Raw genomic sequence first — 23,798 nt, 5'->3', positions numbered from 1 at the left:
CCCTTCGATTTCGGGCCCATCGATCTCGGGGCGTCCGGCCCGGCCCTCCTTAGCTGGGGGCGCCGGGGCGCCGGGTCCAGCCCCAGAGGCACAATATTTCCATCGCCACATGGGCCGCGGCCACGGCCGTCGCGCCTGTCGTATCGAACGGCGGGCTGACTTCAACCACATCGCCGCCCAGCAGGGTCAGACCGGCGATTTCCCGCAGGATGATTGCCGCCTGGGCCGAGGTGAGCCCGCCCCAGACCGGCGTGCCGGTGCCCGGGGCATAGGCGGGATCCAGCGCATCGATGTCGAAGGTGAGGTAACATGGGGTGTCGCCGATGATCTGCCTGATCTTCGCGGCCACCGCGTCGGGGCCGCTGCGGTGCACCTCGAACGAATCGATGATCTGCACGCCCAGGGTGTCGGGATTGTCGGTGCGGATGCCGACGGCGACGGATTTCTCCGGCAGGATCAGCCCCTCTTTCACCGCCTTGTAGACAAAGGTGCCGTGGTCGATCCGGTCGGCATCGTCGTCGACCCAGCTGTCGGAATGGGCGTCGAATTGCAGCAGCGCAACCGGCCCGTACTTCTCCACGTAGGCGCGCAGGATCGGCAGGGTGATGAAGTGATCGCCGCCAATGGTGATTGTCGCGGCCCCGGCATCGAGGATGCCACGGATGTGCTGCGTCACCGCCGCGGGAAAGGCGCGGGTGTTGGCATAGTCGAAGGCCATGTCGCCGTAGTCGGCGACCGCGAAGGTGCCCAGCGGATCATAGCCCCAGCCATAGGGCGGATCGTAGGGCTGCAAGGTGCTTGCCTCGCGCACGGCGCGCGGGCCGAGCCGGGTGCCGGGACGGTTGGTCACCGCCTGGTCAAAGGGGATGCCGGTGATCGCCACATCGACGCCGCTCAGGTCCTTGGTATAGCGCCGGCGCAGGAAGGACGTCGCCCCGCCAAAGGCGTTCTCGTAGCTCAGACCGCGCAGATCGTTTCGGGTAAAAGCCTGATCGACTTGAGATTTCGCGTCTTCGAGTGCCATGGCGGGGATGCCCTTTCGGTGCCGGGGTGGGCGGGCGGGAGGCACCGAAAGGGCATCCCGCAGCGCGCGCATCGCGGGCACTCAACCACTCTGCGCGCGTCGCCGCAAGCCCGGCCTCAGCCGCGCGGCTGGCGGGTTTCGATCAGCCGGGCGAAGAAGGACGCGCCGAAGGGCGCCGCGGCATCGTTGAAATCGAACTCCGGGTGATGCACCGATGCGCCGATCCCCTGCCCCAGGAACAGGAACGCCCCGGGCCGCGCCTCGAGCATGTAGGAAAAATCCTCGGCCCCCATCTCGGGCGCCAGATCGTCCACCACCTGCCCGCTCACGCCGCGCGCCACGTCAGCGGCAAAGGCGGTCTGGTCGGCGTGATTCACCGTCGGCGGGTAGGAGCGGTGGTAGTCCACCTGCGCCGCCACGCCGTAGCTCACCGCCTGCCCCTCCACGATGGCGCGCAGCCGCGCCTCGGCATGGTCGCGCAAGTCCGCGTCGAAGCTGCGCACCGTGCCGGCCATGTAGACCTCGCCTGGGATGATGTTCATCGCCGATCCGCCATGTACCTGCGTCAGCGACACCACCAGCGACGCCAGCGGATCGGCGTCGCGCGACACGATGGTCTGCAGCGCCTGCCCGATCGCCAGCGCGCAGGGCATCGGGTCGCGGCAGGCCTGGGGATAGGCGGCGTGGCCGCCCTGCCCGGTCACCCGGATCTCGAAATCGTCCACCGCTGCCATAATCGGTCCGGGGCGGGTGCGGAATTCGCCCAGCGGGCCAAAGGGATCGGTGTGCAGCGCGTAGACCTCGGAGATGCCGAAGCGGTCCATCATCCCCTCGTCGACCATGATCCGGCCGCCGCCGATGGCCTCTTCGGCGGGCTGGAAGATCAGTGCGACGGAGCCCGAGAAATTGCGCGTCTCGGCGAGGTATTTCGCCGCCCCGAGCAGCATCGTGGTGTGGCCGTCGTGGCCGCAGGCATGCATCCGCCCCGGCACGGTCGAGGCATACGGCAGCCCCGTCGCCTCGTCCATCGGCAGCGCATCCATGTCGGCGCGCAGGCCGGTGACCGGCCCCGGCCCCTGACCGTGCACGATGCCCACGACGCCGCTGCGCGCCAGCCCCTCGTGCACCTCGTCGACGCCGAAGGCGCGCAGATGCTCGACGACGAAGGCCGCGGTCTGGTGGCAGTCGAGCGCCAGTTCCGGATGCTGGTGCAGATGCCGGCGCCAGCCGGTCATCTCTTCGGCGAATTCCGCGATCCTGTTCACCACCGGCATGTCTGGACTCCCGCCCTGTCCTGTTTCATCCCTGCACATGACGCCAAAACCGGAGCCTTCGCAATGTCCGACGACCTGATCCACAACCCCGTGGGCGGCATGCCGCGCCTGATCGAGATCATGCGCCGCCTGCGCGATCCCGAGACCGGTTGCCCCTGGGATATCGAACAGGATTTTGCCAGCATCGCGCCCTACACCATCGAAGAAGCCTACGAGGTCGCCGACGCGATCGAGCGCGAGGCCTGGGACGAGCTGCGCGGCGAGCTGGGCGATCTGCTGCTGCAATCAGTCTATCACACGCAGATGGCCTCCGAGGCGGGGCTTTTCGATTTCGACGACGTGGCCAACGGCATCGCCGACAAGATGGTGGCGCGGCATCCGCATGTCTTCGGCGACGAGAGCCGCGACAAGAGCGCCGAACAGCAGGTGCAGGACTGGGAGCGGATCAAGGCCGCCGAACGCGCGGCCAAGGCCGAGAAAGGCGTTCTGGACGGTGTTGCGATGGGGCTTCCGGCGCTGATGCGCGCGGTCAAGCTGCAGAAGCGCGCGGCGCGGGTGGGCTTCGACTGGCCCTCGACGGACGAGGTGATCGACAAGATCGTCGAAGAGGCGCAGGAGCTGCGCGAGGCGCGGGACGCGGCGCACCGGGCCGAAGAATTCGGCGATCTGCTGTTCGTGATGGCCAACCTGGCGCGGCACATGGAGATCGACCCGGAGGATGCATTGCGGGCAACCAATGCGAAATTCACCCGGCGGTTCAAGGCGATAGAGGCCGCTCTTGCAGCGGAGGGCCGGACACCGAAGGACAGCGATCTGGCGGAGATGGATGCGCTCTGGGATGCGGCGAAGGATGCGGAGAAGCGGGGGTGAGCGCGCAGGATTAGATCAAATTAAATTTCTTAAAATCAATGTCTTGCGCAGAACATCTCACCTCAAATGAAGAAAGGCGCTCTTTTGGTTCCTGCGCGGAATAAAGGTCGCTTGCGACCGCCGCGCATCGCCGGGCCGCCCCCCGGCACGGCGATTTGGCGGGGCTTGGTGGCACGCGGCCCGGCCGCGCGGATTTGGCTGGCATAAAACGCACAGCGGCAGCGCCGGATCGCCGTACCGCGGCCCGTCGATGCGCGGCACTCCGTTCCACAAGCAAAACGCCCCCGCAGAGGACTGCCGGGGCGTCGGAATTTCGAACGCTCGGAAGACCCGAAGCCTCAGCCGCGGGCGCGGCCCACGGCCTTCCACGCCAGCGGCAGCAGCAGCGCCGCGAGCGCCAGTTTGATCGCGTCGCCCAGCAGGAAGGGCGTCAGACCCCAGGCCAGGATCGGCTCGTTCCAGCCGTAGAGCGTACCGAGCCAGATCAGACCCGGCACGTAGATCAGGATGTTGCCGAGAAGCATCGCACCCGCCATCTTGGGCGCGCTGCGGTCCCAGCCGGCGCGCGCCAGCATGCCCAGCAGAACGGTCGCAAGGACGTAGCCGACGAGGTAGCCGCCGGTGCTGCCGGTCATGTAGGCGATGCCGCGCAGTTCGGCGGTCGAGCTCTGGAAGACGTCGAAGCCCAGTGCGCCGACCAGCATGTAGGCCAGGATCGTGGTCAGGCCAAGCCGCGGGCCATAAGCCGCGCCGATGGTGAGGACGGCAAAGGTGCCGAGGTTCATCGCCACGGGCGATCCGGGCACCGGAACCTTGATCTGCGCCATCACCGTCAGCAGCGCGATGCCGGCCACGACCAGCGCCGCCTGCTTGACCCGCAGGCCAGCACCTTCGGTCGCGCCAAAGGTGTCGACCAGGACGTTACGATTCAATGCCAGGTTCATAGGCCTGTCCCCTTGTTGAGAAATTGCTGTATCGTTTCTGCCCGATGCCCCGCGATGCTGCAAGTGCTAAGCGCCGGGTACTTTTGTCGGTGCATAGCGGGTGAGCATCCGGTAGTCCTTCGCGGGCCCCGCCACGCACCAGAGGCTCGTCCAGCGCGGCCAGCCCGAGAAATCGTAGTGCACGTCGTACTGGTCCGGATCACACCAATGGGCGCTTTCGGCGTGCCCGGTGCCAAGAGCGAAGTCGTGGAACGGACGGCCATCCTCGAAAGACACCGCCACGCCATGCAGACCCGGCCGCCAGAGATAGCGCCGCGTGCCGGTCACCGGGCGCTGCCCCGGCAGCACCAGCCGAACCTCTTCGGCATAGACCAGCCCCGCCGCGTCGCGGCGCATCTCGGCCTCGCCCTCAGCCCGCGCCACGTGCCCGGCGCGGCGGTCGTCGATCTCGCGCGACAGGCTCCAGTGTCCTTCGAAGGACCAGAGGTCGCGGGGATCGTCCTGTGCGGCACCAGGGGTCATCCCGGCCTCCCTTGTCGCGGCTGCGGGCGCAGTCTATGACCGGCGGCGACCTCGCCACAACCCGACAGAAAGGATCGTGCCCGATGATCCCCCGCTATTCCCGCCCCGAAATGACCGCCATCTGGGAGCCCGCCACCAAGTTCCGCATCTGGTTCGAGATCGAGGCGCATGCCTGCGACGCCATGGCCGATCTGGGCGTGATCCCGAAAGAGAATGCCGCGGCCGTGTGGAAGGCCAAGGACGTCGAGTTCGACGTGGCCCGCATCGACGAGATCGAGGCCGTGACCAAGCACGATGTCATCGCCTTCCTCACCCACCTGGCCGAGCATGTGGGCAGTGACGAGGCGCGCTTCGTGCATCAGGGCATGACCTCTTCGGACGTGCTCGACACCTGTCTCAACGTGCAGCTGGTGCGCGCCGCGGATCTGCTTCTGGCCGGGGTGGACCGGGTGCTCGCGGCGCTCAAAACCCGGGCGCTGGAGCACAAGATGACCGTGCGCGTCGGCCGCAGCCACGGCATCCACGCCGAACCCACCACCATGGGCCTCACCTTCGCGCGCTTCTATGCGGAGATGGACCGCAACCGCGCGCGCCTGCAGGCGGCGCGGGCCGAGGTCGCCACCGGTGCCATTTCCGGCGCGGTCGGCACCTTCGCCAATATCGACCCCAGGGTCGAAGAGCATGTCTGCGCGCAGCTTGGCCTCGAGCCCGAGCCGATCAGCACGCAGGTGATCCCGCGCGACCGGCACGCGATGTTCTTCGCCACGCTGGGCGTCATCGCCTCGTCGATCGAGAACGTCGCCGTCGAGATCCGGCACATGCAGCGCACCGAGGTGCTGGAGGGGGCCGAGTTCTTCTCGATGGGCCAGAAGGGCTCGAGCGCCATGCCGCACAAGAAGAACCCGGTGCTGACCGAGAACCTGACGGGCCTCGCGCGGCTGGTGCGCATGGCGGTGATCCCGGCGATGGAGAACGTGGCGCTCTGGCACGAACGCGACATCTCGCATTCCTCGGTCGAGCGCGCCATCGGCCCCGATGCCACGATCACCCTAGACTTCGCCCTGCACCGGCTGGCGGGCGTGGTGGAAAAGATGATCATTTTCCCGGATAACATGCTGGAGAACATGAACAAGTTCCCCGGCCTCGTGATGAGCCAGCGGGTGCTGCTGGCACTGACTCAGGCCGGTGTCAGCCGCGAGGACGCCTATGCCATGGTCCAGCGCAACGCGCTCAAGGTCTGGGAGGAGCGGGTCGATTTCCAGGAACAGCTTCTGGCCGATCCGGAGGTCGTCGCGGCCCTGGGCGAGGACGGCATCCGCGAAAAGTTCGACCTAGGCTACCATACCAAGCACGTGGACACGATCTTTGCCCGCGTTTTCGGCAGGGACGGCTGATTTCGGCTCCGGTCACGCCTGCGTGTTTTGACGCAGGGTCAATCCGTGATAACCTTTCCTGGTGTTCAACAGGAGGACGATCCATGAAGACCAAGACACTTCTGACCGCCCTGGCGCTCTCGCTCGCATCCACCGTGTCCGCTTACGCGGCCTGCTCGGGCCATTCGAAGCAGGCAATGACCTGCGCCGACGGAATGATGTACGACGCTGAATCCGGCAGCTGCAAGGTCGTGAGCAGCTGAGGCAAGTCCTTGATGGAATTGAGAAAGGCGGTCCGCGCGGGCCGCCTTTTATCTTTCCGGAAAGCGGTCGACCGGGTGACGCGGGTCATGCTTCGATGAAAGAGCATCGTGGTCACTCCGAAGCATCGCGCCCGCCGCATGAGATTGGTTCAGGTTCACGCGGAAAGTCTGCTCTGCGGGACAATGCGGAAATTGCTGTGTCGTGCCAGCGCCGGACCGGGGGACGGCGCACGTGAGGGCCGAGCTGATGCGCTTTATGGTCGCCAAGTCCGTCTTAGCGAAGAGCTAGGAGCTTGGGTCAGACAAAGCGCCGGCCCATGGGGCCGGTCCGGCGCTGGCACGGCGGCCGCCTTTGGCGGCCTCGATTCCGTGCCGGGAGACGAGCGGCGCAGTTCACCCAGGGCTCTTTCCGGACCTTTGGCAGCCCAGCTCCATCGGCGGGAAAGCAGACACGGCAAAAAGCGAACCTTCCGGCGGAAACATCCGGCAGGGGCACATGACCCCTGCCGGATGTTGAAAAAGAGAGCTAGGTCAGCCCGTCGGCATCACGTGGATCTCCCGCAGCTCGGCGCGCGGGTTCTGGTTGAGGGCGAAGACCACCGCGTCCGCGATATCCTCGGGCTGGATCTTGTCGGGCTTGGGAGTATCGAAGAAAGGCGTGTCGACCATCCCCGGCGAGATCACCGTGCAGCGCCCGCCCCAGTCGCGCATCTCGTCGGACATGTTGCCGCCATAGCCGTGCACGAACCACTTGGTGGCGCCGTAGATCGACCCCTTGATGTGGTTGCGCCCCGCGGCCGAGCCGGTGAGCAGCAGGTGGCCCTTGGTCTTGCGCAGTTCGGGCAGGGTCGCGCGGGCGGTGTAGAGCAGCCCCATGATGTTGAGATCGACAAGCTGGCGCCATTCCTCGGGATCTCCGTTCTCGGTCCCCGGCGTGTCCAGCCCCTTGCCGGCATTGGCAAAGGCCGCGTCGATGCCGCCGAAATGCGCGGCGGCCTTGGCCACGGCATCCTCGACCTGCGGCAGGTCGGTGACGTCGCCCGGCAGCGCCAGGGCGGCGTCGCCGATCTCGTCGACCAGCGCGGTCAGCTTGTCTTCGGACCGCGCCATGAGGGCCACGCTCCAGCCGCTGGCGACGGCCGCACGGGCGGTGGCGGCGCCGATCCCGGTGGAGGCGCCTGTGATGAAAAGCGTCTTGGACATGAAGTTCTCCTGAAGTCGATGAAAAATGCCGCGGCGAGCCGCGGCGTCAACGACCGAACGGCATGCCGCGCACAAATGTTCCGACCGCGGGCTGCGCTTCGCGCTTCCTTAACCAATCGGCACTAACACCGGAGCGATCCTCAAGGAGCGTTCCTGATGACCAAAGCGTCAGCTCTCGCCGCCCTGCCCGGCCCGTCCTTTCCGCAAGCCACCGGCAGCGGGCCGCTGCAGCTGAGCCGCCGGGCCAAGGCGGCGATCATCGTGCAGTTCATCCTGAACGAGGGCGCCGACGTGCCGCTTTCGTCGCTGCCCGAGGCTCTGCAGACGCAGCTCACCCAGCAGCTGGGCGCGATGCGCTACGTCGACCGCAAGACGCTGAACGCCGTGGTGCAGGAATTCGCCGACGAACTCGATTCGGTCGGTCTGTCCTTTCCCGGCGACATCGCCGGGGCGCTTTCGGCGCTCGACGGCAAGATCAGCCCGCAAACCGCGCGCCGCCTGCGCAAGGAGGCCGGCGTGCGGCAGGTCGGCGACCCCTGGGCGCGGATCGCGGCGCTGGACCTGCCGACGCTGGAACGGCTGATCGCCTCCGAAAGCATCGAGGTGGCGGCGGTGATGATGTCCAAGCTCGACGTGACCAAGGCGGCGGCGCTGCTGGGCCGCCTGCCCGGCGAAAAGGCCCGGCGCATCACCTACGCGGTGTCGCTGACAGCCCGCGTCACCCCGGAGGCTGTGGACCGCATCGGTCTGAGCCTTGCCAGCCAGATCGAAGCCGAACCGCCCAAGGCCTTTGCCGCCGCCCCCGTTGACCGCGTGGGTGCGATCCTCAACTATTCCAACGCCGCGATCCGCGACGACGTCCTGACCGGACTGGAGGAGACCGACCAGGATTTCGCCGATGCCGTGCGCCGCGCGATCTTTACCTTCGCCAACATCCCGCAGCGGCTGAACCCGGTCGACGTGCCGAAGATCACCCGCGACGTCGAGGCGGCGGTGCTGGTCACCGCCGTTGCCGCCGCCACCACCGACGAGACCCGCAAGGCAGTGGATTTCCTCACCGAGAACATGTCGAAGCGCATGGCCACCTCCCTGCGGGAAGAGGCGGCGGAGCGTGGCAAGGTCAAGGCCAAGGTCGGCGAGGAGGCGATGAACGCCATCGTCGCCGCGATCCGCGACCTCGTCGCCTCGGGCGAGATCACCCTGCGCGAACCCGACGAGGACGAAGAGGACGGGGACTGATGCCGGCCAACGGCCGCGGCGATTTCGCAGATGGCACGCGCGCGGTTGGCGCAGAGATGACGGGCGCGGGACGACCGGCCTGACGGCTATGGGCGCAGCGGCAGGGGACAGATATGAGCCTGACAGAGGCGGACAGCGCGGACGCACTCTGGCGTCGTTCCTTCCGGCAACCGGCAGTCTGACAACCGGCTCCGCGGGGAACTGGTCAGCCGGTGGCGGCGAGACGGGTATCGACCCGAGCGGCGCGCGCTCCGAACGCACCGCCATGGCGCTGACGGGTCCGCCGTGCTCGGGGACGCGCCGTTCCGACCCCTAGGTCTTGAGGCGCGCGCCGCGGCCCCGTATGTCTGGCGCATCCGAAACCGCCGAAGGCGCCTCCCAGTGTCCGACACAGATCCCGACACCGGCCCGCAGGGCACCCGCGCCGACTGGATCACCGACCGGGTGTTGCGCGGGCTGATCTGGGCGGCATTGCGCCTGCCCTTGCGGACGCGACTGTGGCTGGTGGCCGGGCTGGTCAAGCGCGTGATCGCGCCTCTGGCGGGCTACCGCAAGCGCGCCATGGCGAACCTCGCGCATGTGTTCCCCGACATGCCCCCGGCCGAGCAGCGGCGCATCGCCGACGCTGTCGCCGACAATGCCGGGCGCACGCTGATCGAGAATTACGACGTCCACGGCCTGCGCGACCGCATGGCCGACGTGCCGCTGTCGGGTCCGGGCGTGGCCGAGATCGAAAAGGCCCGGGCCGAGGGCCGCCCCGTGCTCTTCGTCACCGGGCATTTCGGCAATTTCGAAGCGCCGCGCGCCGCGCTCGTCGCCCGCGGCTACGAGATCGGCGGGCTTTACCGGCCCATGAGCAACGCCTTCTTCAACGACCATTACGCGCAGAACATGCATGCTCTGTCCGGCCCGGTCTTCGAGCAGGGGCGCCGCGGCACCATGGGGCTGCTCCGTCACATCAAGGACGGTGGCATGGGCGTTCTGCTCTTCGATGTCTACGACAGCGCCGGGGTGCCCATCGACTTCATGGACCAGCCCGCGCCGACCCTGACTTCGGCTGCGGACATAGCATTGCGGACGGGCGCACTGATGGTGCCGTTCTTCGGCACCCGGCAGGCGGATGGCATCAGCTTCGAGGCCTGGTTCGACGCGCCCGTGCCGCATGGCGACCCGGTCGAGATGATGCGCGCCGCGACGCAAGCGCTCGAGGCGCGGGTGCGCGAAAGACCCGAGCAGTGGTTCTGGATCCATCGCCGCTGGAAACCGCGGCGGCAGGAAAAGCGTCAGCGCAAGCGGGCGGCGGCCAGAACCTCGCCATAGCGTTCCTTCTGCACCAGCACGACCACCGGCTTGCCCGCCGCAACAGGCGCACGTGTCGCGAAATCGCCCTGCCCGGTCCAGTGCCCCGCGACCGACCAGTCGGTGACGATATGCGAATAGTCCAGGGTGCGCCCGGCGTTTTCGCCACGCCCGATGTCGACCGATTTCTCGGGCTCGTACTGCACCACGTGGATGTCGCTGGCCCCCACCGGGCGCTGGGTGCTGACCTCGATCACCACCATGTCGCCCATGCGCCGCGCGCTCAGGGTGACGGGCGTGACAGACCCGCGGTGCTTTTCGATGATCTCGGCCACGTCCATCGCCCGGTTGCCCACCACGTCATGTTCGCCGTTGACGATCATCTGCGGCGTGTAGATGCGGCTGCGGCCATTGGCGCTGGCATAGCCCTTCTGGCGCGCGGTGAAGGCGGGGCTGGCGAACTTGTCCTTCCAGCCGATGTAATCCCAGTAATCCACGTGCAGGGCCAGTGCGATCACGTCCTCGCGCTGCGCGAGCTTTGCCAGCAGCGCATCGGCGGGCGGGCAGGACGAACAGCCCTGCGAGGTGAACAGCTCGATCACCACCGGCCGCTCGGACTGCGCGGCAGCGGCCCCGGCCAGGGCGATCCAGAAACCTGCGAAGCACGTGAAGAAAAGGCGCATGGATCAAGGGTCCCGAAGTGGTTGCCGGTTGTTGGTATCCGCCACCGATTGTAATAACCAATCAAGGTTTTGCGAGACAGGGTGAGGTTCACCCCCTGCCCGATTGCGCGGCAGCGCCGCTGCAACCGCCACTTGCGCCATCTTTTGTGTGCGATGGTATACCAAAAAAGCGTCCGCCCCCTTGAACGGCGGCATGGCTTCGGGCATTTAGACGGCAAGGCTCAAAATTCACCAGAATTGCAAGTGAGGATCTTCATGCCCATCACAGTTGGTCAGGACAGCGCCAAGGCGCGCAAGACACTGAGCGCCGGCAACCAGTCTTTCGCATATTACTCCATTCCCGCCGCCGAGGCCGCGGGCCTGGGCGATTTCTCCAAGCTGCCCGCCGCACTCAAGGTGGTGCTGGAGAACATGTTGCGCTTCGAGGACGGCAAGACCGTCACGCTCGATGACATCAAGGCCTTCGCGGCCTGGGCGCAGGACGGCGGCAAGTCCACGCGCGAGATCGCCTACCGGCCCGCCCGCGTGCTGATGCAGGATTTCACCGGCGTTCCCGCCGTGGTGGACCTGGCCGCGATGCGCGACGGGATCAAGGCGCTGGGAGGCGACCCGCAGAAGATCAATCCGCTGAACCCCGTCGACCTCGTGATCGACCACTCCGTGATGATCGACGAATTCGGCAACCCGCGCGCGTTCCAGATGAATGTCGACCGCGAATACGAGCGCAACCTCGAACGCTACACCTTCCTCAAGTGGGGCCAGAAGGCGTTCAACAACTTCCGCGTGGTGCCGCCGGGCACCGGCATCTGCCACCAGGTGAACCTGGAATACCTGGCCCAGACCGTCTGGACCGACGAGGACCAGAATGGCGAAGAGGTGGCCTATCCCGACACGCTGGTGGGCACCGACAGCCACACCACCATGGTCAACGGCGCCGCCGTCCTGGGCTGGGGCGTCGGCGGCATCGAGGCCGAGGCGGCGATGCTGGGCCAGCCGATTTCGATGCTGATCCCCGAGGTCGTGGGCTTCAAGCTGACCGGCAAAATGGTCGAAGGCACCACCGGCACCGACCTCGTGCTCAAGGTCGTGGAAATGCTGCGCGAAAAGGGCGTGGTCAGCAAGTTCGTCGAATTCTACGGCGACGGGCTCGACAACCTGCCGCTGGCCGACCGGGCAACGATCGCCAACATGGCGCCCGAATATGGCGCGACCTGCGGTTTCTTCCCGATCGACGCGGAAACCCTGCGCTATCTCGAGATGACCGGCCGCGACACCGACCGCATTGCGCTGGTCGAGCAGTACGCCAAGGACAACGGCATGTGGCGCGACGGCTCTTACGATCCCGTCTACACCGATACACTGGAGCTTGACATGGGCACCATCGTGCCCGCCATCTCCGGCCCCAAGCGTCCGCAGGATTACATCGCGCTCGACAAGGCCGCGACCGCCTTCGGCGACTACATCAAGGGCGTGCGCGAAGGCAAGGACGCCTCCGCCAGGGAAGAGGTCCGCTGGGAAGGCGAAGGCGGCGCGCCGGAACCGCACGACATCCCCGGCGACGAAGGCCACCACAAGCGCGGCTATGCCCAGGTGGGCGACGACAAGTTCCAGATGCATGACGGGTCCATCGTGATCGCCTCGATCACTTCCTGCACCAACACGTCGAACCCCTACGTGATGATCGGCGCGGGCCTCGTGGCACGCAAGGCGCGCGAACTGGGGCTGAACCGCAAGCCCTGGGTCAAGACCTCGCTGGCGCCCGGCTCGCAGGTCGTGTCCGCCTATCTCGAGGCGGCAGAGTTGCAAGAGGACCTGGACGCCATCGGCTTCAACCTCGTGGGCTATGGCTGCACCACCTGCATCGGCAACTCGGGCCCGCTGGCGCCGGAAATTTCCAAGTGCATCAGCGACAACGACCTGATCGCCACCTCGGTGCTGTCGGGCAACCGCAACTTCGAAGGCCGGATCAGCCCCGACGTGCGCGCCAACTATCTGGCCTCGCCGCCGCTGGTGGTGGCCTATGCGCTGGTGGGCGACATGAACGTCGACATCACCCGCGAGAGCCTCGGCAAGGACAAGGACGGCAACGACGTCTTCCTCAAGGACATCTGGCCGTCCTCCAAGGAGATCGCGGACCTTGTCGAACGCACCGTGACCCGCGCAAGCTTCCAGGAGAAATACGCCGACGTCTTCAAGGGCGACGAGAAATGGCGCGAAGTCGAGACCACCGACGCCCAGACCTACGACTGGCCGCCGACCTCGACCTACGTGCAGAACCCGCCGTATTTCCAGGACATGAGCCCCGAGCCCGGCACCATCACCAATATCGAGGATGCCGGCATCCTGGCGCTTCTGGGCGACATGATCACCACCGACCACATCTCGCCCGCGGGGTCCTTCAAGGAATCCACCCCCGCCGGTCAGTACCTGGTCGAACGTCAGGTGCCGGTACGTGAGTTCAACTCTTACGGCAGCCGCCGCGGCAACCATGAGGTGATGATGCGCGGCACCTTCGCCAACATCCGCATCAAGAACGAGATGCTGGACGGGGTCGAGGGCGGCTACACCAAGGGTCCGGACGGCGAACAGACCTCGATCTTCGACGCCGCCATGGCCTACCAGGAGCAGGGCAAGCCGCTGGTGATCTTCGGCGGCGAGCAGTACGGCGCGGGTTCCAGCCGCGACTGGGCGGCCAAGGGCACGGCACTTCTGGGTGTGAAAGCGGTGATCGCCGAGAGCTTCGAGCGCATCCACCGCTCGAACCTCGTCGGCATGGGCGTGATCCCGTTCGAATTCACCGGCGGCGAAACGCGCAAGTCGCTGAAGCTGACCGGCGACGAAAGCGTGACCATCACCGGGCTGGACGAGATCAAGCCTCAGCAGGAAGTGCCTTGCACGATCAAGTATGCCGACGGCACCGAGAAGACGATCCAGATCAAGTGCCGGATCGATACGGCGATCGAGATCGAATACGTCGAACACGGCGGCGTGCTGCACTACGTGCTGCGCAACCTCGCCAAGGCCGCCTGACAGCGTTTCACAGGCAAACGGCAGAGGCCGCGGGTACCCCCCGCGGCCTTTTTCGTGCGGGCGCCGGGCGATTCCGGCGCGCACAAACAACCAGAACGTGTTATCCTGCAATTGATTTTTTGCCAGCCGATATTTCAGGAGCTTTTTTGATGCGCTTTGCCACCTTCAATATCGAAAATCTCGACGATGCCCCGCCAGAGTCGCAATTCGACCCAAGCTTCGCCGACCGCGTGCGCATCCTGCGTCCGATGCTCGAACGGCTGCGCGCCGATGTGATCTGTTTCCAGGAGGTGCATGGCCAAGATGCACCCGACGACGCCCCGGCCCCGCGCGGTCTGCGGGCCCTGCGCACGCTGCTCGAGGGCACCCGCTATGCCGACTTCTCGCTGTCCTCGACCACGCTCAAGAACAAGCCCGACGTGGAGCGCTACCGCAACCTCGTCGTTGCCTCCGCCCCCGGCTTTGCCGTCGAAGAGGTGCGCGAGGTGCAGAACACGCTGGTCAATCCGCCGGAATATTCACGCGTGACAGCCGCCGGCGACCAGGACCCGATGCGCGTGCGCTGGGAGCGGCCGACGCTCTACGTGCGCCTGCGCCGCCGCGCCGAAGACCCGATCCATATCCTCAACATCCACTTCAAGTCCAAGAACCCGACCCCGGTGCCGGGCCAGCAGGTCAACACCTACACCTGGAAAAGCGCCTCTGGCTGGGCCGAGGGCTTCTTCCTGTCGTCGATGAAACGCGTCGGCGCGGCGCTGGAGGTGCGGCTGTTCGTCGACAGCCTCTTTGACACCGATCCGAACGCGCAGATCCTGATCTGCGGCGATTTCAACGCCGAACCCGACGAGGTGCCGGCCCTCGCGATCCGTGGCCAGACCGAGGATACCGGCAACCCCGCGCTCAACGACCGGGTGATGCATCCTGTGGCGCTGTCGATCGCCGAAAGCCGCCGCTTCACCCTTTATCATCACGGGCGCGGCAACCTGCTCGACCATATGCTGGTGTCGCGGCGGATGATGGCGAGTTTCGTCGGCGCCGAGATCCACAACGAGATGATCCACGACGAAAGCATCCGCTATGCCAGCGATGCCAAACACCCCGAATCCGATCACGCGCCGATGGTGGCGGAATTCGACGAGGGCGCGATGGCGATGACACCGGCCGGCTGAACTGGCGCGGGGCGCTTGCGAGCCGGCCCGGCCTGCCCTATCTGTCCCGGGCCTAAGCCACGGAAGCCTGCGCGATGCCGATCAAACTGCCCTCCGAATTGCCCGCCTATGCCGTCCTCGACCGCGAGGGCGTCATGGTCATGGCCGAGGACGCGGCGAGCAAGCAGGACATCCGCCCGCTGCGCATCGGGCTGCTGAATCTGATGCCGAAGAAGATCCAGACCGAGAACCAGTTCGCGCGCCTCATCGGGGCTACGCCGCTGCAGATCGAGCTGAGCCTCATCCGCATGACCGAACATCAGACCCGCAACACCGCCGCGGAGCATATGGAGACCTTCTATCGCCCGTTCTCGGACGTGGCGGCGACGGGCGAGAAATTCGACGGGCTGATCATCACCGGCGCGCCGATCGAGCATCTGCCCTACGAGGATGTCACCTATTGGGATGAGCTGTGCCAGGTCTTCGACTGGACGCAAAGCCACGTGCATTCGACCTTCGGCGTCTGCTGGGGCGGCATGGCGATGATCCACCATTTCCACGGTGTGCCCAAGCATATCCTCGAGGCCAAGGCCTTCGGCTGCATCCGCCACAACAACCTCGCCCCCGCCTCGCCCTACCTGCGCGGCTTTTCGGACGACATGGTGATGCCGGTCAGCCGCTGGACCGAGCTGCGCCGCGAAGAGATCGCCGCCGCCGGCCTGCCGATCCTGATCGACAGCGACCTGACAGGTCCGGCCCTGGTCGAGGATCCGGGGCACCGGGCGCTCTATATCTTCAACCACCTGGAGTACGACAGCGACACGCTGAAACAGGAATATGACCGCGACGTCGCCGCGGGCAATCCGATCAACGTGCCCGCGAACTACTATCCCGGCGACGATCCCTCGCAAAAGCCGCAGAACCGGTGGCGCAGCCATGCGCATCTTCTCTATGGCAACTGGATCAACGAGATTTACCAGTCCACATCGTACGAGTTGCAGAACATTGGCCGCTAAGACCTTGATCGCCCTCGCGGCCGCCGCCGCCTTCCTTGCCGGCTGCACGGCGCTGGTCGACCGCCGCGCCGACACGAAAGAAGCCGCTGCCAGGGCCGAGTACCCGCCGCTGGGCCAATTCGTCGAGGTCGACGGGCGCCGTGTGCATGCGCTGGTGACAGGCTCCGGGCCGGACCTCGTTCTGATCCACGGCGCCAGCGGCAACATGCGCGATTTCACCTTCCGCTTCGTCGACCGGGTCAAGGACCGCTACCGGGTCATCGTCTTCGACCGTCCGGGGCTGGGCTATACCGACCACGCCGCCGACCGCTATGCCGGCGCGTTTGCGCGCCAGGGCGAAAGCCCTGCGGAGCAGGCCGCGATGCTGAACGCCGCGGCAGAGAAACTGGGCGTGCGCAATCCCATAGTGCTGGGCCATTCCTATGGCGGATCGGTGGCCATGGCCTGGGGGCTGGACCATCCGGCGGCGGCGCTGGTGATCGTCTCCGGCGCCACCATGCCCTGGCCCGGCAGCCTCGGCACCTCCTACAAGGTGCTGGGCACCAGCCTCGGCGGCGCGGTGGTGCCGCCCTTCGTCACCGCCTTTGCCGGGGAGGACACGATCGCGGACGCGGTGGCGGGCATCTTCGCCCCGCAATCCGCACCCGACGGCTATATCGACTACGTCGGCACCGGGCTGACCCTGCGCCGCGCCTCCCTTCGCGCAAACGCCCGGCAGGTGAACACCCTGCGCCCGCACGTGGTCGAGATGTCGAAGCGCTATCCGACGCTCGATCTGCCGGTCGAACTGGTGCACGGCGACACGGACGACACCGTGCCTCTCGACATCCACTCGCAGCCGCTTTCCGCACTGCTGCCCGATGCCAATCTGACCGTGCTGCCCGGCATCGGCCACATGCCGCACCACGTTGCACCCGAGGCCGTCACCGCCGCCATCGACCGCGCCGCGCGCCGCGCCGGGGTGCGATAGGCCTCGGGCCATGCGGGGACCATCCGCGATTGCGTTAATCCCCTTAACATCCCATATTGCCTGAAAACGAGCAGACTGCCGGAGGCCGCCCTTGTCCCTGCCCTTCGACGGCGCCATCAGCGCCTTTTTCGAGAATGACGCCCCGAAACCGATCCGCGACGCGATCAAGCGCGCCGACAAGGACGATGTGCTCGACCCCGCCTACCCCTATTCCGAACGGATGCCGCGTAAGGCCTACGAAAAGGAGCTCACGCAGCTGCAGATCGAGCTGGTCAAGATGCAGGCCTGGGTCAAGGAGACCGGCCAGCGCGTCGCCATCGTCTTCGAAGGCCGCGACGCCGCCGGCAAGGGTGGCACGATCAAGCGCTTCCGCGAGAACCTGAACCCGCGCGGCGCACGTAACGTCGCCCTGCCCAAGCCCTCGGACACCGAGGCGACGCAGTGGTATTTCCAGCGCTATATCTCGCATCTGCCCGCGGGCGGCGAGATCGCCTTCTTCGACCGGTCCTGGTACAACCGCGGCGTGGTCGAACATGTCTTCGACTTCTGCACGCCCGAACAGCGGCAGCATTTCTTTGCGCAGGTGCCGGATTTCGAGAAGATGCTGGTCGAGGATGGCATCCACCTCTTCAAGCTCTGGCTCAACGTCGGGCGCGCCGAACAGCTGCGCCGCTTCCTCGCGCGCGAAGCCGATCCTCTGAAACAGTGGAAACTCAGCTGGATCGACGTCGAGGGTCTGAAACGCTGGGACGCCTATTCGCAGGCCATCCCCGAGACGCTGACGCTCACCCACACGCAGGCCGCACCCTGGACGGTGATCCGGTCGGACGACAAGCGCCGGGCGCGGCTGGCGGCAATCAGGACGGTGCTGTCGGGGCTGGACTACGACGGCAAGGACGCAAAGGCGCTTGGCCAGGTCGACGGAAAAATCTGCGGCGGACCGGCGCTCTGGGATGCCTAAACGGGGGTATCACCACGGAAACCTGCGGCAGGCCCTGGTCGATGCAGCACTTGTGCTGATCGAGGACAAGGGACCCACCGGCTTCACCCTCTCCGAGGCGGCCAAGACCGCGGGCGTGACCCCGGCGGCGGTCTACCGGCACTTTTCCGGACGCGAAGACCTGATCGCCGAAGCGGCGCGGCAGGGCTACGAGATCTTCGTCGACCTCATGAACTACGCCTTCCAGTCCGGCCAGCCCTCGGCGCTCGCCTCCTTCGAGGCGACGGGCCGCGCCTACCTGGCCTTTGCCCGCAAGCACCCCGGCCATTACATCGCGATGTTCGAAAGCGGCATCTCGATCAACCATTCGCCGGAGCTGGCGGACGTGGCGGGCCGCGCCTGGGGCGTGCTGGAACGTGCGGCGCAAAGCCTGTCGGAACACATCCCGCCCGAGAAACGCCCGCCCGCCGCGATGTTCTCGGCCCATATCTGGGCGCTGAGCCACGGCGTGGTGGAGCTTTTCGCCCGAAATTCGCCGGGCCGCCAGTCTCCCTTTCCGCCAGAGGACCTGCTGGAATCGGGCATCGGCGTCTACCTGCGCGGCCTCGGTCTGATTCCGCCCGACACCTGACGCGCCGGTACACCGGCCACACGAGACGAAAGGACAAGATGCGCGGCGACAAGACATTCCTGTTGGGGCTCGGCGCCTCGAAATGCGGGACCACCTGGATGCAGGCCTATCTCAACGGCGCTTCCTGTGCGGATTTCGGTCGGCTGGGCGAATACCAGGTCTGGGATGCACTGCACGTGCCCTCTGCCGCGCGGTTCCGCGTCGACCGTCCCTCGGCGCTGCGGCGGGCCCAGGACCTCGTGGCGCGCACGACGGGCCGGCCGCGCAAGGCCGATGTGCTGCGCTTCGAGCTGCAACAGGACACCGCCCGGTATTTCACCTATTTCGCAGCGCTCCTCGACCGGCCCGGCATCCGCCTGACCGGCGACATCACCCCCGTCTACGCCCGCCTGCCCGCACGGATCCTGCGCGAGATCGACGACGGCTTTGCCCGCCGTGGCATCGCGGTCAAGGCCGTGCTGAGCCTGCGCGATCCGATCGAACGCGCCTGGTCGGTGCTGAAGATGCAAAGCCGCAAGGGGCGGCTCAGCGACGCCGATCTGGCCCGCGCGTTCCGCGACCGCCACGGCCCCGGCACGACGGCTCCGCCCGAAGACACCTATCGCCATGTGCTGGGCACCGTCACAGAAGCCTTCGACGAGTCCCGCCGCTTCGTCACGCTGTACGAGACGCTCTTCACCCCGCCCGAGATCGCGCGACTGAGCGCCTTTGCCGGGGTCCCGGACCGGCCCGACGCGGGCGGACGCCGGGTGAACGCGGCGGGCGACAGCTCTGCGGTCCCCGCCGATGTCGCCCGCGACTGTTTCGCGCATTTCGCGGAGGATTACGCGGCCTGTGACAGACGGCTTCCAGAGGTCGCAACGCTCTGGCCGCATGCGCATCTGGCGGGCTGACGCACCGGATGTCTCGAGACATCCGGACAATTTTCCTCGAGGAAAATTGCGCACCGGCGCGGGCCGTGGGCGCCAAAGACTTTTCAAAAGTCTTCGGCATTTTCCTTAAAGGAAAATATCCGGCGACCGCCGATCCATGCAAAAGGGCGGCCCGTTGGACCGCCCTTTCGAATGACGTTGCGCCGAATCTTAACGCTTGGAGAACTGGAAGCTCTTGCGCGCCTTGGCACGACCGAACTTCTTGCGTTCCACCACGCGGCTGTCGCGGGTCAGGAAACCTGCCGCCTTGAGCGCCGCGCGCAGGGACGGATCGTAGAGTTGCAGCGCCTTGGACACGCCGTGCTTGACCGCACCGGCCTGGCCGGAGAGGCCGCCGCCCTTCACGGTCGCCATCACGTCAAACTGGTCCTCGGTGCCCGACACGGTGAAGGGCTGCTTGAGGATCATCTGCAGCACGGGGCGTGCAAAATACTCGTTGATCGGCTTGCCGTTGACAACGACCTTGCCCGACCCCGGCTTGATCCAGACGCGGGCGACCGCATCCTTGCGCTTGCCGGTGGCGTAGGAGCGGCCCAGCGAGTCGCGCACCGGCTCGCGCGGGGTGTCCATTTCGACCGGGGCGGTGTCGACGCCGGCTGCCGATCCCAGCTCTTCCAGGGAATTGATTTGCTCAGCCATGCTTACACCCGCGTGTTCTTGGAGTTCATCGATTTCACATCCAGCACTTCGGGGCTTTGCGCCGCGTGGGGATGTTCGGCACCTGCGTAGACCCGCAGGTTGGTCATGACGCCGCGGCTCAGGCGGTTGCCCGGCAGCATGCGCTTGACCGCCTGGGTCACGACGCGCTCGGGATGCGCGCCTTCGAGGATCTGCTGCTTGGTGCGGCTCTTGATCCCGCCGGGATGGCCGGTGTGCCAGTAGAAGTTCTCGTGGCGCTTGTTGCCGGTCATCTGCACCTTGTCGGCGTTGATGACGATGACATTGTCGCCGCAGTCCATGTGCGGTGTGAAGGACGGCTTGTGCTTGCCGCGCAGGCGGGTGGCGATGATCGACGCGAGGCGGCCCAGCACCACGCCTTCGGCGTCGATGAGGATCCACTTCTTGTCGATATCTGCCGGAGTCGCAGAAAAGGTTTTCATCTGGGGTTACCCTTCAATGTTCGTGACGGGCCCTGCGGGCGCAGAGCCCCCGTGATCTGATGGGCGGGTTATAGAGATTGGATCGTGCGGGTCAAGAGGCTTACCATCGATAAAATCAAGCGATTTCAAACACCTGTAAATTAGGTATTAAAATACCCCATGTTTCTACCCCCTCATTGCGGACCGGCGGCGCCGATGTGCCTCTGCCCTCCGGCGTCAGACCGCAATGCGCTCCGGCGGGTTGTCCAGCAGGTGCCGCAGCCGCGTCAGCGCGGCCTCGAAACTCTTGAGGCTGACCTGCGCGTTGATGGCGAGGCGCACCGCGTGGGGCGCGAACCCGTCGCGCAGGGCGAATTCGTCCGAGGAGCGGATCTGCACCCCCTCGGCCTCTGCCGCCTGGCACAGCGCCGCCGCGCGCCAGCCGGCGGGCAACTCCAGCCACAAAAACGGCATGTCCTCGCGCCAGTTGAGTGCATGCCCGCCCAGCACATTCACCGCCACGCGGATGTACCGCGCCATCTCGGCCCGCACCCGGTCCATCAGCGCATAGGTCTCGTCCCGCATCAGCAGGTCGGCGGTCAGGTCCGCCAGCGGACAGGCTAGACCGAAGAACCCGTGCTCGGCCACCCGCCGCAGACGGCCGCCCTGCGCCCGCGGGGCCACGGCAAAGCCGATGCGCAGCGCCGGGGTGATCGTCTTCGAGATCGACGAGACGTACCAGGCCTGCTCGGGCAGCAGCGCGCGATAGGCCTGTTCATGGGCCCGCCCGACGCGGTAACAATCGTCCTCGAGGATGTGCAGCCCCGTGCGGCGGGCCACCTCGGCGATCTCGCGGCGCCGGGACAGCGGGGTGAAAAGCCCGGTCGGATTGTGCATCTCGGGCGAGGTGCACAGCAGCTGCGCATCATGCTTGCGCACCAGGCGCTCCAGCTCGTCCGGGATCAGTCCCTGCCCGTCCATCGGCACCGCCACCACCTCGGCCCGCAACAGTTCGGCGGCGCGGCGGAAGCCCGGATAGGTCAGCTCCTCGACCAGCACCACCGGACGCTTGCCGTGCAGCACCGCCTGCATCACCAGCGAAATACCGTTCTGCCCGCCGTGGCTCAGCACGATGTCGCTTTCGTCGATCGACCCCAGCGGCGTCCCGGTCAGCCAGCGCAGCACCGCCCGGCGCGCCGGTTCGAACCGCTTGCGCGACGGATAGTTCAGCAGCCCGTCGGCGGGTTGGGCGGCAAGCCGGGCAAAACCGTCACGGATCAGCGCCACCTGCCCCACGTCCGGCAGCCGCGGCGAAAAGAGCGACACGAGACCGGTCTCTTCAGCGGGCAGATGCTGGTGCCAGGGCGTGTCGACGCGCTGCACCTCGGACGCCGGGGCCGCGACGAAGGTGCCGCGCCCGACCTCGGCGATAAGCGCGCCCTCGTCGGTGAGGATCGTATAGGCCCGCGCCACGGTGCCGGGGGTGATGCCCAGTGTCCAGGCCAGGTCCCGCACCGGCGGCAGCTTCGCCCCGATTTCCAATTCCCGGTCAGCGATGGCCGAACGGATCGCCCCTGCGACGGCGCGGTATTTCGGGCCGCCGGTCGCCTCGAACCGTGTCAAAATTGTATCCATTACAATGTTTCCCTAGACCAGCTCACGCTCGCTTTGTATCAATAATCTGTAGCAAGATCGCTATATTGTGTCAATACAATTTACAGGAGTGACCCATGGCACAGACATCGCACGCCCCGCATATCGTCTTTCTCGGTGCCGAGCAGACGCTCGCCCCTCAGGCGGCCCTTGCGCTTTACGTAGCGGTGGTTCTGACCAAGTGGTCCACCCGCCACCGCACGCGAAAGGCGCTTGCCCGGCTGGAGCCGCACCAGCTGCGCGACATCGGCCTGACCCCCGAAGAGGCGCGGGCCGAGGCCAACCTCATGTTCTGGCGCGGCTGATCCCTGGCCCGCCGGTTCAACTTCGGGCGCGAGGCTGTCCTTGCGCCCCTTTTTGTCTGAGTATTCACGCCACTTTACCCAAAGCAGTTCACATGTTCCGCGCGGACAAAGCCACCCGATCACGTCACCGGTGGCAGCGAATAGGTGAGCGAAGCACGCGCCACCGGCTTGTCGTCCCCCTCCGAGAACAGCAGGCAATCGCAGACCGACAGGCTCCGCCCCAGCTTGAGCACCCGGCACTGCACCAGCACGTCCGCGCCAGCCACCGGCTTGCGCATGAAGTCTATCGAACAGTTCGTGGTGACCGCCAGCGCCTGCCGCCCGATCCGCGCCATCGTCGCCACGTAGGCCGCCACGTCCGCCAACCCGAACATCGCCGGACCCGACACCGTGCCGCCCGGCCGCAGATGCCGTTCGTTCTGGTACAATCGCATCACCAGCAGATCCTCGTCCAGCCGGTCGATGCCGAACATGCCGCGCACTTGCGGGAACACCTCGTCCAGAAACGGTGCCATCTCCTCTGCGGTCATTTTCAACGCCATGCTTTTCTCTCCTGTCCTGCGGCGCTACGCTGACCGCGATCAGACCGGAGGACAAGATGGCACTTTTGGACCGCGACGACCGCAACGCCGTGGCGCACCTCACGATGAACGCGCCCGAACGGCTGAACGCGCTGTCGGACGAGATGCTGGCCGCGCTGCAGGACCAGATCGACGCGCTTCAGGCAGATCGCAGCGTCCGTGCCGTGGTGCTGTCGGGCACCGGCAAGGCCTTCTGCGCGGGCCATGACCTCAAGCAGATGACCGCGGGGCGGCAGGCCGAGGATGGCGGTGCTGCCTATTTCAAGGATCTTTTCGAGCGCTGCTCCGCGGTGATGATCGGGCTGCAGACCCTGCCCCAGCCGGTGATCGCGCAGGTGCACGGGATCGCCACCGCCGCGGGCTGCCAGCTTGTCGCGAGCTGCGACATGGCCGTTGCGGCCGAGGGCACGCGCTTCGGCGTGAACGGGGTGAACATCGGGCTCTTCTGCTCGACGCCGATGGTGGCGCTCAGCCGCAACATCGCGCGCAAGCACGCCTTCGAGATGCTCACAACCGGCGCCTTCATCGACGCCACCCGCGCCGCCGAGCTTGGCCTCGTGAACCGTGTCGTGCCAGAGGCCATGCTGGCCCCCGCCGCCGAGGAACTGGCGGCCGCCGTGGCGGCAAAGCTGGGGGCGGCGGTCAAGATCGGCAAGGAGGCGTTCTACCGCCAGATCGACATGACGCTGGACGAGGCCTATGCTTATACCGGCAGCGTCATGGTCGAGAACCTCGCCTGGCGCGACACCGAGGAAGGCATCGCGGCCTTTCTCGAAAAGCGCCCGCCGGAGTGGGAGCAGTCGTGATCGCCCGCGTCTC

General features: G+C 66.4%; 24 protein-coding genes. 14 read left to right on the top strand and 10 right to left on the bottom strand.

Annotation, left to right across the window (positions count from 1 at the left end):
• Positions 1-49: 49 nt before the first annotated feature.
• Together speB and DU478_RS06730 are read right to left on the bottom strand one after the other, a co-directional pair.
• A complete protein-coding gene (speB, locus tag DU478_RS06735; protein ID WP_114510158.1) occupies positions 50-1,024 on the bottom strand; it encodes an agmatinase in 975 nt (324 codons plus the stop codon).
• Between the two features lie 116 nt (positions 1,025-1,140).
• Positions 1,141-2,298 carry a M20 aminoacylase family protein gene (locus DU478_RS06730; RefSeq protein ID WP_114510157.1) on the bottom strand — a complete coding sequence of 386 codons (1,158 nt, stop codon included), beginning with the start codon at positions 2,296-2,298 and terminating at the stop codon, positions 1,141-1,143.
• Positions 2,299-2,361: 63 nt separating this feature from the next.
• Between DU478_RS06730 and mazG the strand changes: the two genes are divergently transcribed.
• On the top strand, positions 2,362-3,168 hold the full coding sequence (gene mazG, locus DU478_RS06725; RefSeq protein WP_114510156.1) for a nucleoside triphosphate pyrophosphohydrolase: 807 nt from the start codon (positions 2,362-2,364) through the stop codon (positions 3,166-3,168).
• A 338-nt stretch (positions 3,169-3,506) separates the two neighbouring features.
• On the opposite strand, the gene DU478_RS06720 is transcribed toward mazG, so the two are convergent.
• Positions 3,507-4,112, bottom strand: a complete 606-nt coding sequence (locus tag DU478_RS06720; RefSeq protein WP_114510155.1) for a biotin transporter BioY — start codon at positions 4,110-4,112, stop codon at positions 3,507-3,509.
• 66 nt (positions 4,113-4,178) lie between these two features.
• Positions 4,179-4,634, bottom strand: coding sequence for a DUF6314 family protein (locus tag DU478_RS06715; RefSeq protein WP_114510154.1), 456 nt, complete (start codon positions 4,632-4,634; stop codon positions 4,179-4,181).
• Positions 4,635-4,717: 83 nt separating this feature from the next.
• On the opposite strand from DU478_RS06715, the gene purB reads away from it, so the two are divergent.
• Positions 4,718-6,028, top strand: coding sequence for an adenylosuccinate lyase (gene purB, locus DU478_RS06710; RefSeq protein ID WP_114510153.1), 1,311 nt, complete (start codon positions 4,718-4,720; stop codon positions 6,026-6,028).
• Positions 6,029-6,111: 83 nt separating this feature from the next.
• On the top strand, positions 6,112-6,270 hold the full coding sequence (locus tag DU478_RS06705; RefSeq protein WP_114510152.1) for a chitin-binding domain-containing protein: 159 nt from the start codon (positions 6,112-6,114) through the stop codon (positions 6,268-6,270).
• A 531-nt stretch (positions 6,271-6,801) separates the two neighbouring features.
• Here the strand turns inward: DU478_RS06705 and DU478_RS06700 are convergent.
• Complete coding sequence (locus DU478_RS06700; RefSeq protein ID WP_114510151.1) at positions 6,802-7,473, bottom strand: SDR family oxidoreductase; 672 nt, start codon at positions 7,471-7,473, stop codon at positions 6,802-6,804.
• 156 nt (positions 7,474-7,629) lie between these two features.
• Between DU478_RS06700 and DU478_RS06695 the strand changes: the two genes are divergently transcribed.
• Positions 7,630-8,712 carry a flagellar motor switch protein FliG gene (locus DU478_RS06695; RefSeq protein WP_114510150.1) on the top strand — a complete coding sequence of 361 codons (1,083 nt, stop codon included), beginning with the start codon at positions 7,630-7,632 and terminating at the stop codon, positions 8,710-8,712.
• Positions 8,713-9,093: 381 nt separating this feature from the next.
• Positions 9,094-10,032 carry a lysophospholipid acyltransferase family protein gene (locus tag DU478_RS06690; RefSeq protein WP_114510149.1) on the top strand — a complete coding sequence of 313 codons (939 nt, stop codon included), beginning with the start codon at positions 9,094-9,096 and terminating at the stop codon, positions 10,030-10,032.
• On the opposite strand, the gene DU478_RS06685 is transcribed toward DU478_RS06690, so the two are convergent.
• Positions 9,996-10,694 carry a DUF1223 domain-containing protein gene (locus DU478_RS06685; protein ID WP_114510148.1) on the bottom strand — a complete coding sequence of 233 codons (699 nt, stop codon included), beginning with the start codon at positions 10,692-10,694 and terminating at the stop codon, positions 9,996-9,998. The two genes, DU478_RS06690 and DU478_RS06685, sit on opposite strands and share 37 nt — an antisense overlap.
• Before the next feature lie 255 nt (positions 10,695-10,949).
• Here DU478_RS06685 and acnA point away from each other — a divergent pair, with 255 nt between their 5' ends.
• The 7 genes from acnA (at position 10,950) to DU478_RS06650 (ending at position 19,322) form a co-directional block, all read left to right on the top strand.
• Entirely contained in the window at positions 10,950-13,724 is a 2,775-nt protein-coding gene (gene acnA / locus DU478_RS06680) for an aconitate hydratase AcnA (protein ID WP_114510147.1), read from the top strand.
• Between the two features lie 149 nt (positions 13,725-13,873).
• On the top strand, positions 13,874-14,893 hold the full coding sequence (locus DU478_RS06675) for an endonuclease/exonuclease/phosphatase family protein (protein ID WP_114510146.1): 1,020 nt from the start codon (positions 13,874-13,876) through the stop codon (positions 14,891-14,893).
• Between the two features lie 74 nt (positions 14,894-14,967).
• Complete coding sequence (locus DU478_RS06670) at positions 14,968-15,888, top strand: homoserine O-succinyltransferase (RefSeq protein WP_114510145.1); 921 nt, start codon at positions 14,968-14,970, stop codon at positions 15,886-15,888.
• A 4-nt stretch (positions 15,889-15,892) separates the two neighbouring features.
• A complete protein-coding gene (locus tag DU478_RS06665; protein WP_233501138.1) occupies positions 15,893-16,858 on the top strand; it encodes an alpha/beta fold hydrolase in 966 nt (321 codons plus the stop codon).
• A gap of 91 nt (positions 16,859-16,949) precedes the next feature.
• On the top strand, positions 16,950-17,819 hold the full coding sequence (gene ppk2 / locus DU478_RS06660; protein ID WP_114510143.1) for a polyphosphate kinase 2: 870 nt from the start codon (positions 16,950-16,952) through the stop codon (positions 17,817-17,819).
• Positions 17,812-18,429 carry a TetR/AcrR family transcriptional regulator gene (locus tag DU478_RS06655; RefSeq protein WP_114510142.1) on the top strand — a complete coding sequence of 206 codons (618 nt, stop codon included), beginning with the start codon at positions 17,812-17,814 and terminating at the stop codon, positions 18,427-18,429. The genes ppk2 and DU478_RS06655 overlap by 8 nt, the downstream gene beginning before the upstream one ends.
• 38 nt (positions 18,430-18,467) lie before the next feature.
• Positions 18,468-19,322, top strand: coding sequence for a sulfotransferase family protein (locus tag DU478_RS06650; RefSeq protein ID WP_114510141.1), 855 nt, complete (start codon positions 18,468-18,470; stop codon positions 19,320-19,322).
• A gap of 189 nt (positions 19,323-19,511) precedes the next feature.
• Here DU478_RS06650 and rpsI read toward each other — a convergent pair whose 3' ends face one another.
• From rpsI to DU478_RS06635, 3 genes are all read right to left on the bottom strand, one after another.
• On the bottom strand, positions 19,512-20,000 hold the full coding sequence (gene rpsI, locus DU478_RS06645; protein ID WP_114510140.1) for a 30S ribosomal protein S9: 489 nt from the start codon (positions 19,998-20,000) through the stop codon (positions 19,512-19,514).
• Between the two features lie 2 nt (positions 20,001-20,002).
• A complete protein-coding gene (gene rplM / locus DU478_RS06640; protein ID WP_114510139.1) occupies positions 20,003-20,461 on the bottom strand; it encodes a 50S ribosomal protein L13 in 459 nt (152 codons plus the stop codon).
• 216 nt (positions 20,462-20,677) lie between these two features.
• Positions 20,678-22,075, bottom strand: coding sequence for an aminotransferase-like domain-containing protein (locus DU478_RS06635; protein WP_114510138.1), 1,398 nt, complete (start codon positions 22,073-22,075; stop codon positions 20,678-20,680).
• A gap of 95 nt (positions 22,076-22,170) precedes the next feature.
• On the opposite strand from DU478_RS06635, the gene DU478_RS06630 reads away from it, so the two are divergent.
• On the top strand, positions 22,171-22,398 hold the full coding sequence (locus DU478_RS06630) for a DUF1127 domain-containing protein (RefSeq protein WP_114510137.1): 228 nt from the start codon (positions 22,171-22,173) through the stop codon (positions 22,396-22,398).
• 119 nt (positions 22,399-22,517) lie between these two features.
• On the opposite strand, the gene DU478_RS06625 is transcribed toward DU478_RS06630, so the two are convergent.
• A complete protein-coding gene (locus DU478_RS06625) occupies positions 22,518-22,940 on the bottom strand; it encodes a PaaI family thioesterase (protein WP_114510136.1) in 423 nt (140 codons plus the stop codon).
• Between the two features lie 56 nt (positions 22,941-22,996).
• Between DU478_RS06625 and DU478_RS06620 the strand changes: the two genes are divergently transcribed.
• Positions 22,997-23,785: an enoyl-CoA hydratase gene (locus tag DU478_RS06620; protein ID WP_114510135.1), complete on the top strand. Its 789-nt coding sequence runs from the start codon at positions 22,997-22,999 to the stop codon at positions 23,783-23,785.
• Positions 23,786-23,798 lie beyond the last annotated feature (13 nt).

Source organism: Thalassococcus profundi (assembly GCF_003344785.1).
Classification (GTDB): Bacteria; Pseudomonadota; Alphaproteobacteria; order Rhodobacterales; family Rhodobacteraceae; genus Puniceibacterium; species Puniceibacterium profundi.
This window is presented reverse-complemented; position numbering and strand designations above follow the sequence as displayed.

Excerpts from the sequence above, each read along its gene's own strand:
- DU478_RS06650 (WP_114510141.1), top strand. The coding sequence starts at position 18,468 with ATGCGCGGCGACAAGACATTCCTGTTGGGGCTCGGCGCCTCGAAATGC.
- DU478_RS06700 (WP_114510151.1), bottom strand. The coding sequence starts at position 7,473 with ATGTCCAAGACGCTTTTCATCACAGGCGCCTCCACCGGGATCGGCGCC.
- DU478_RS06720 (WP_114510155.1), bottom strand. The coding sequence starts at position 4,112 with ATGAACCTGGCATTGAATCGTAACGTCCTGGTCGACACCTTTGGCGCG.
- rpsI (WP_114510140.1), bottom strand. The coding sequence starts at position 20,000 with ATGGCTGAGCAAATCAATTCCCTGGAAGAGCTGGGATCGGCAGCCGGC.
- mazG (WP_114510156.1), top strand. The coding sequence starts at position 2,362 with ATGTCCGACGACCTGATCCACAACCCCGTGGGCGGCATGCCGCGCCTG.
- DU478_RS06695 (WP_114510150.1), top strand. The coding sequence starts at position 7,630 with ATGACCAAAGCGTCAGCTCTCGCCGCCCTGCCCGGCCCGTCCTTTCCG.
- acnA (WP_114510147.1), top strand. The coding sequence starts at position 10,950 with ATGCCCATCACAGTTGGTCAGGACAGCGCCAAGGCGCGCAAGACACTG.
- purB (WP_114510153.1), top strand. The coding sequence starts at position 4,718 with ATGATCCCCCGCTATTCCCGCCCCGAAATGACCGCCATCTGGGAGCCC.
- DU478_RS06630 (WP_114510137.1), top strand. The coding sequence starts at position 22,171 with ATGGCACAGACATCGCACGCCCCGCATATCGTCTTTCTCGGTGCCGAG.
- DU478_RS06635 (WP_114510138.1), bottom strand. The coding sequence starts at position 22,075 with ATGGATACAATTTTGACACGGTTCGAGGCGACCGGCGGCCCGAAATAC.
- DU478_RS06670 (WP_114510145.1), top strand. The coding sequence starts at position 14,968 with ATGCCGATCAAACTGCCCTCCGAATTGCCCGCCTATGCCGTCCTCGAC.
- DU478_RS06715 (WP_114510154.1), bottom strand. The coding sequence starts at position 4,634 with ATGACCCCTGGTGCCGCACAGGACGATCCCCGCGACCTCTGGTCCTTC.
- DU478_RS06685 (WP_114510148.1), bottom strand. The coding sequence starts at position 10,694 with ATGCGCCTTTTCTTCACGTGCTTCGCAGGTTTCTGGATCGCCCTGGCC.
- rplM (WP_114510139.1), bottom strand. The coding sequence starts at position 20,461 with ATGAAAACCTTTTCTGCGACTCCGGCAGATATCGACAAGAAGTGGATC.
- DU478_RS06625 (WP_114510136.1), bottom strand. The coding sequence starts at position 22,940 with ATGGCGTTGAAAATGACCGCAGAGGAGATGGCACCGTTTCTGGACGAG.
- DU478_RS06655 (WP_114510142.1), top strand. The coding sequence starts at position 17,812 with ATGCCTAAACGGGGGTATCACCACGGAAACCTGCGGCAGGCCCTGGTC.
- speB (WP_114510158.1), bottom strand. The coding sequence starts at position 1,024 with ATGGCACTCGAAGACGCGAAATCTCAAGTCGATCAGGCTTTTACCCGA.
- DU478_RS06620 (WP_114510135.1), top strand. The coding sequence starts at position 22,997 with ATGGCACTTTTGGACCGCGACGACCGCAACGCCGTGGCGCACCTCACG.
- DU478_RS06730 (WP_114510157.1), bottom strand. The coding sequence starts at position 2,298 with ATGCCGGTGGTGAACAGGATCGCGGAATTCGCCGAAGAGATGACCGGC.
- DU478_RS06705 (WP_114510152.1), top strand. The coding sequence starts at position 6,112 with ATGAAGACCAAGACACTTCTGACCGCCCTGGCGCTCTCGCTCGCATCC.
- DU478_RS06675 (WP_114510146.1), top strand. The coding sequence starts at position 13,874 with ATGCGCTTTGCCACCTTCAATATCGAAAATCTCGACGATGCCCCGCCA.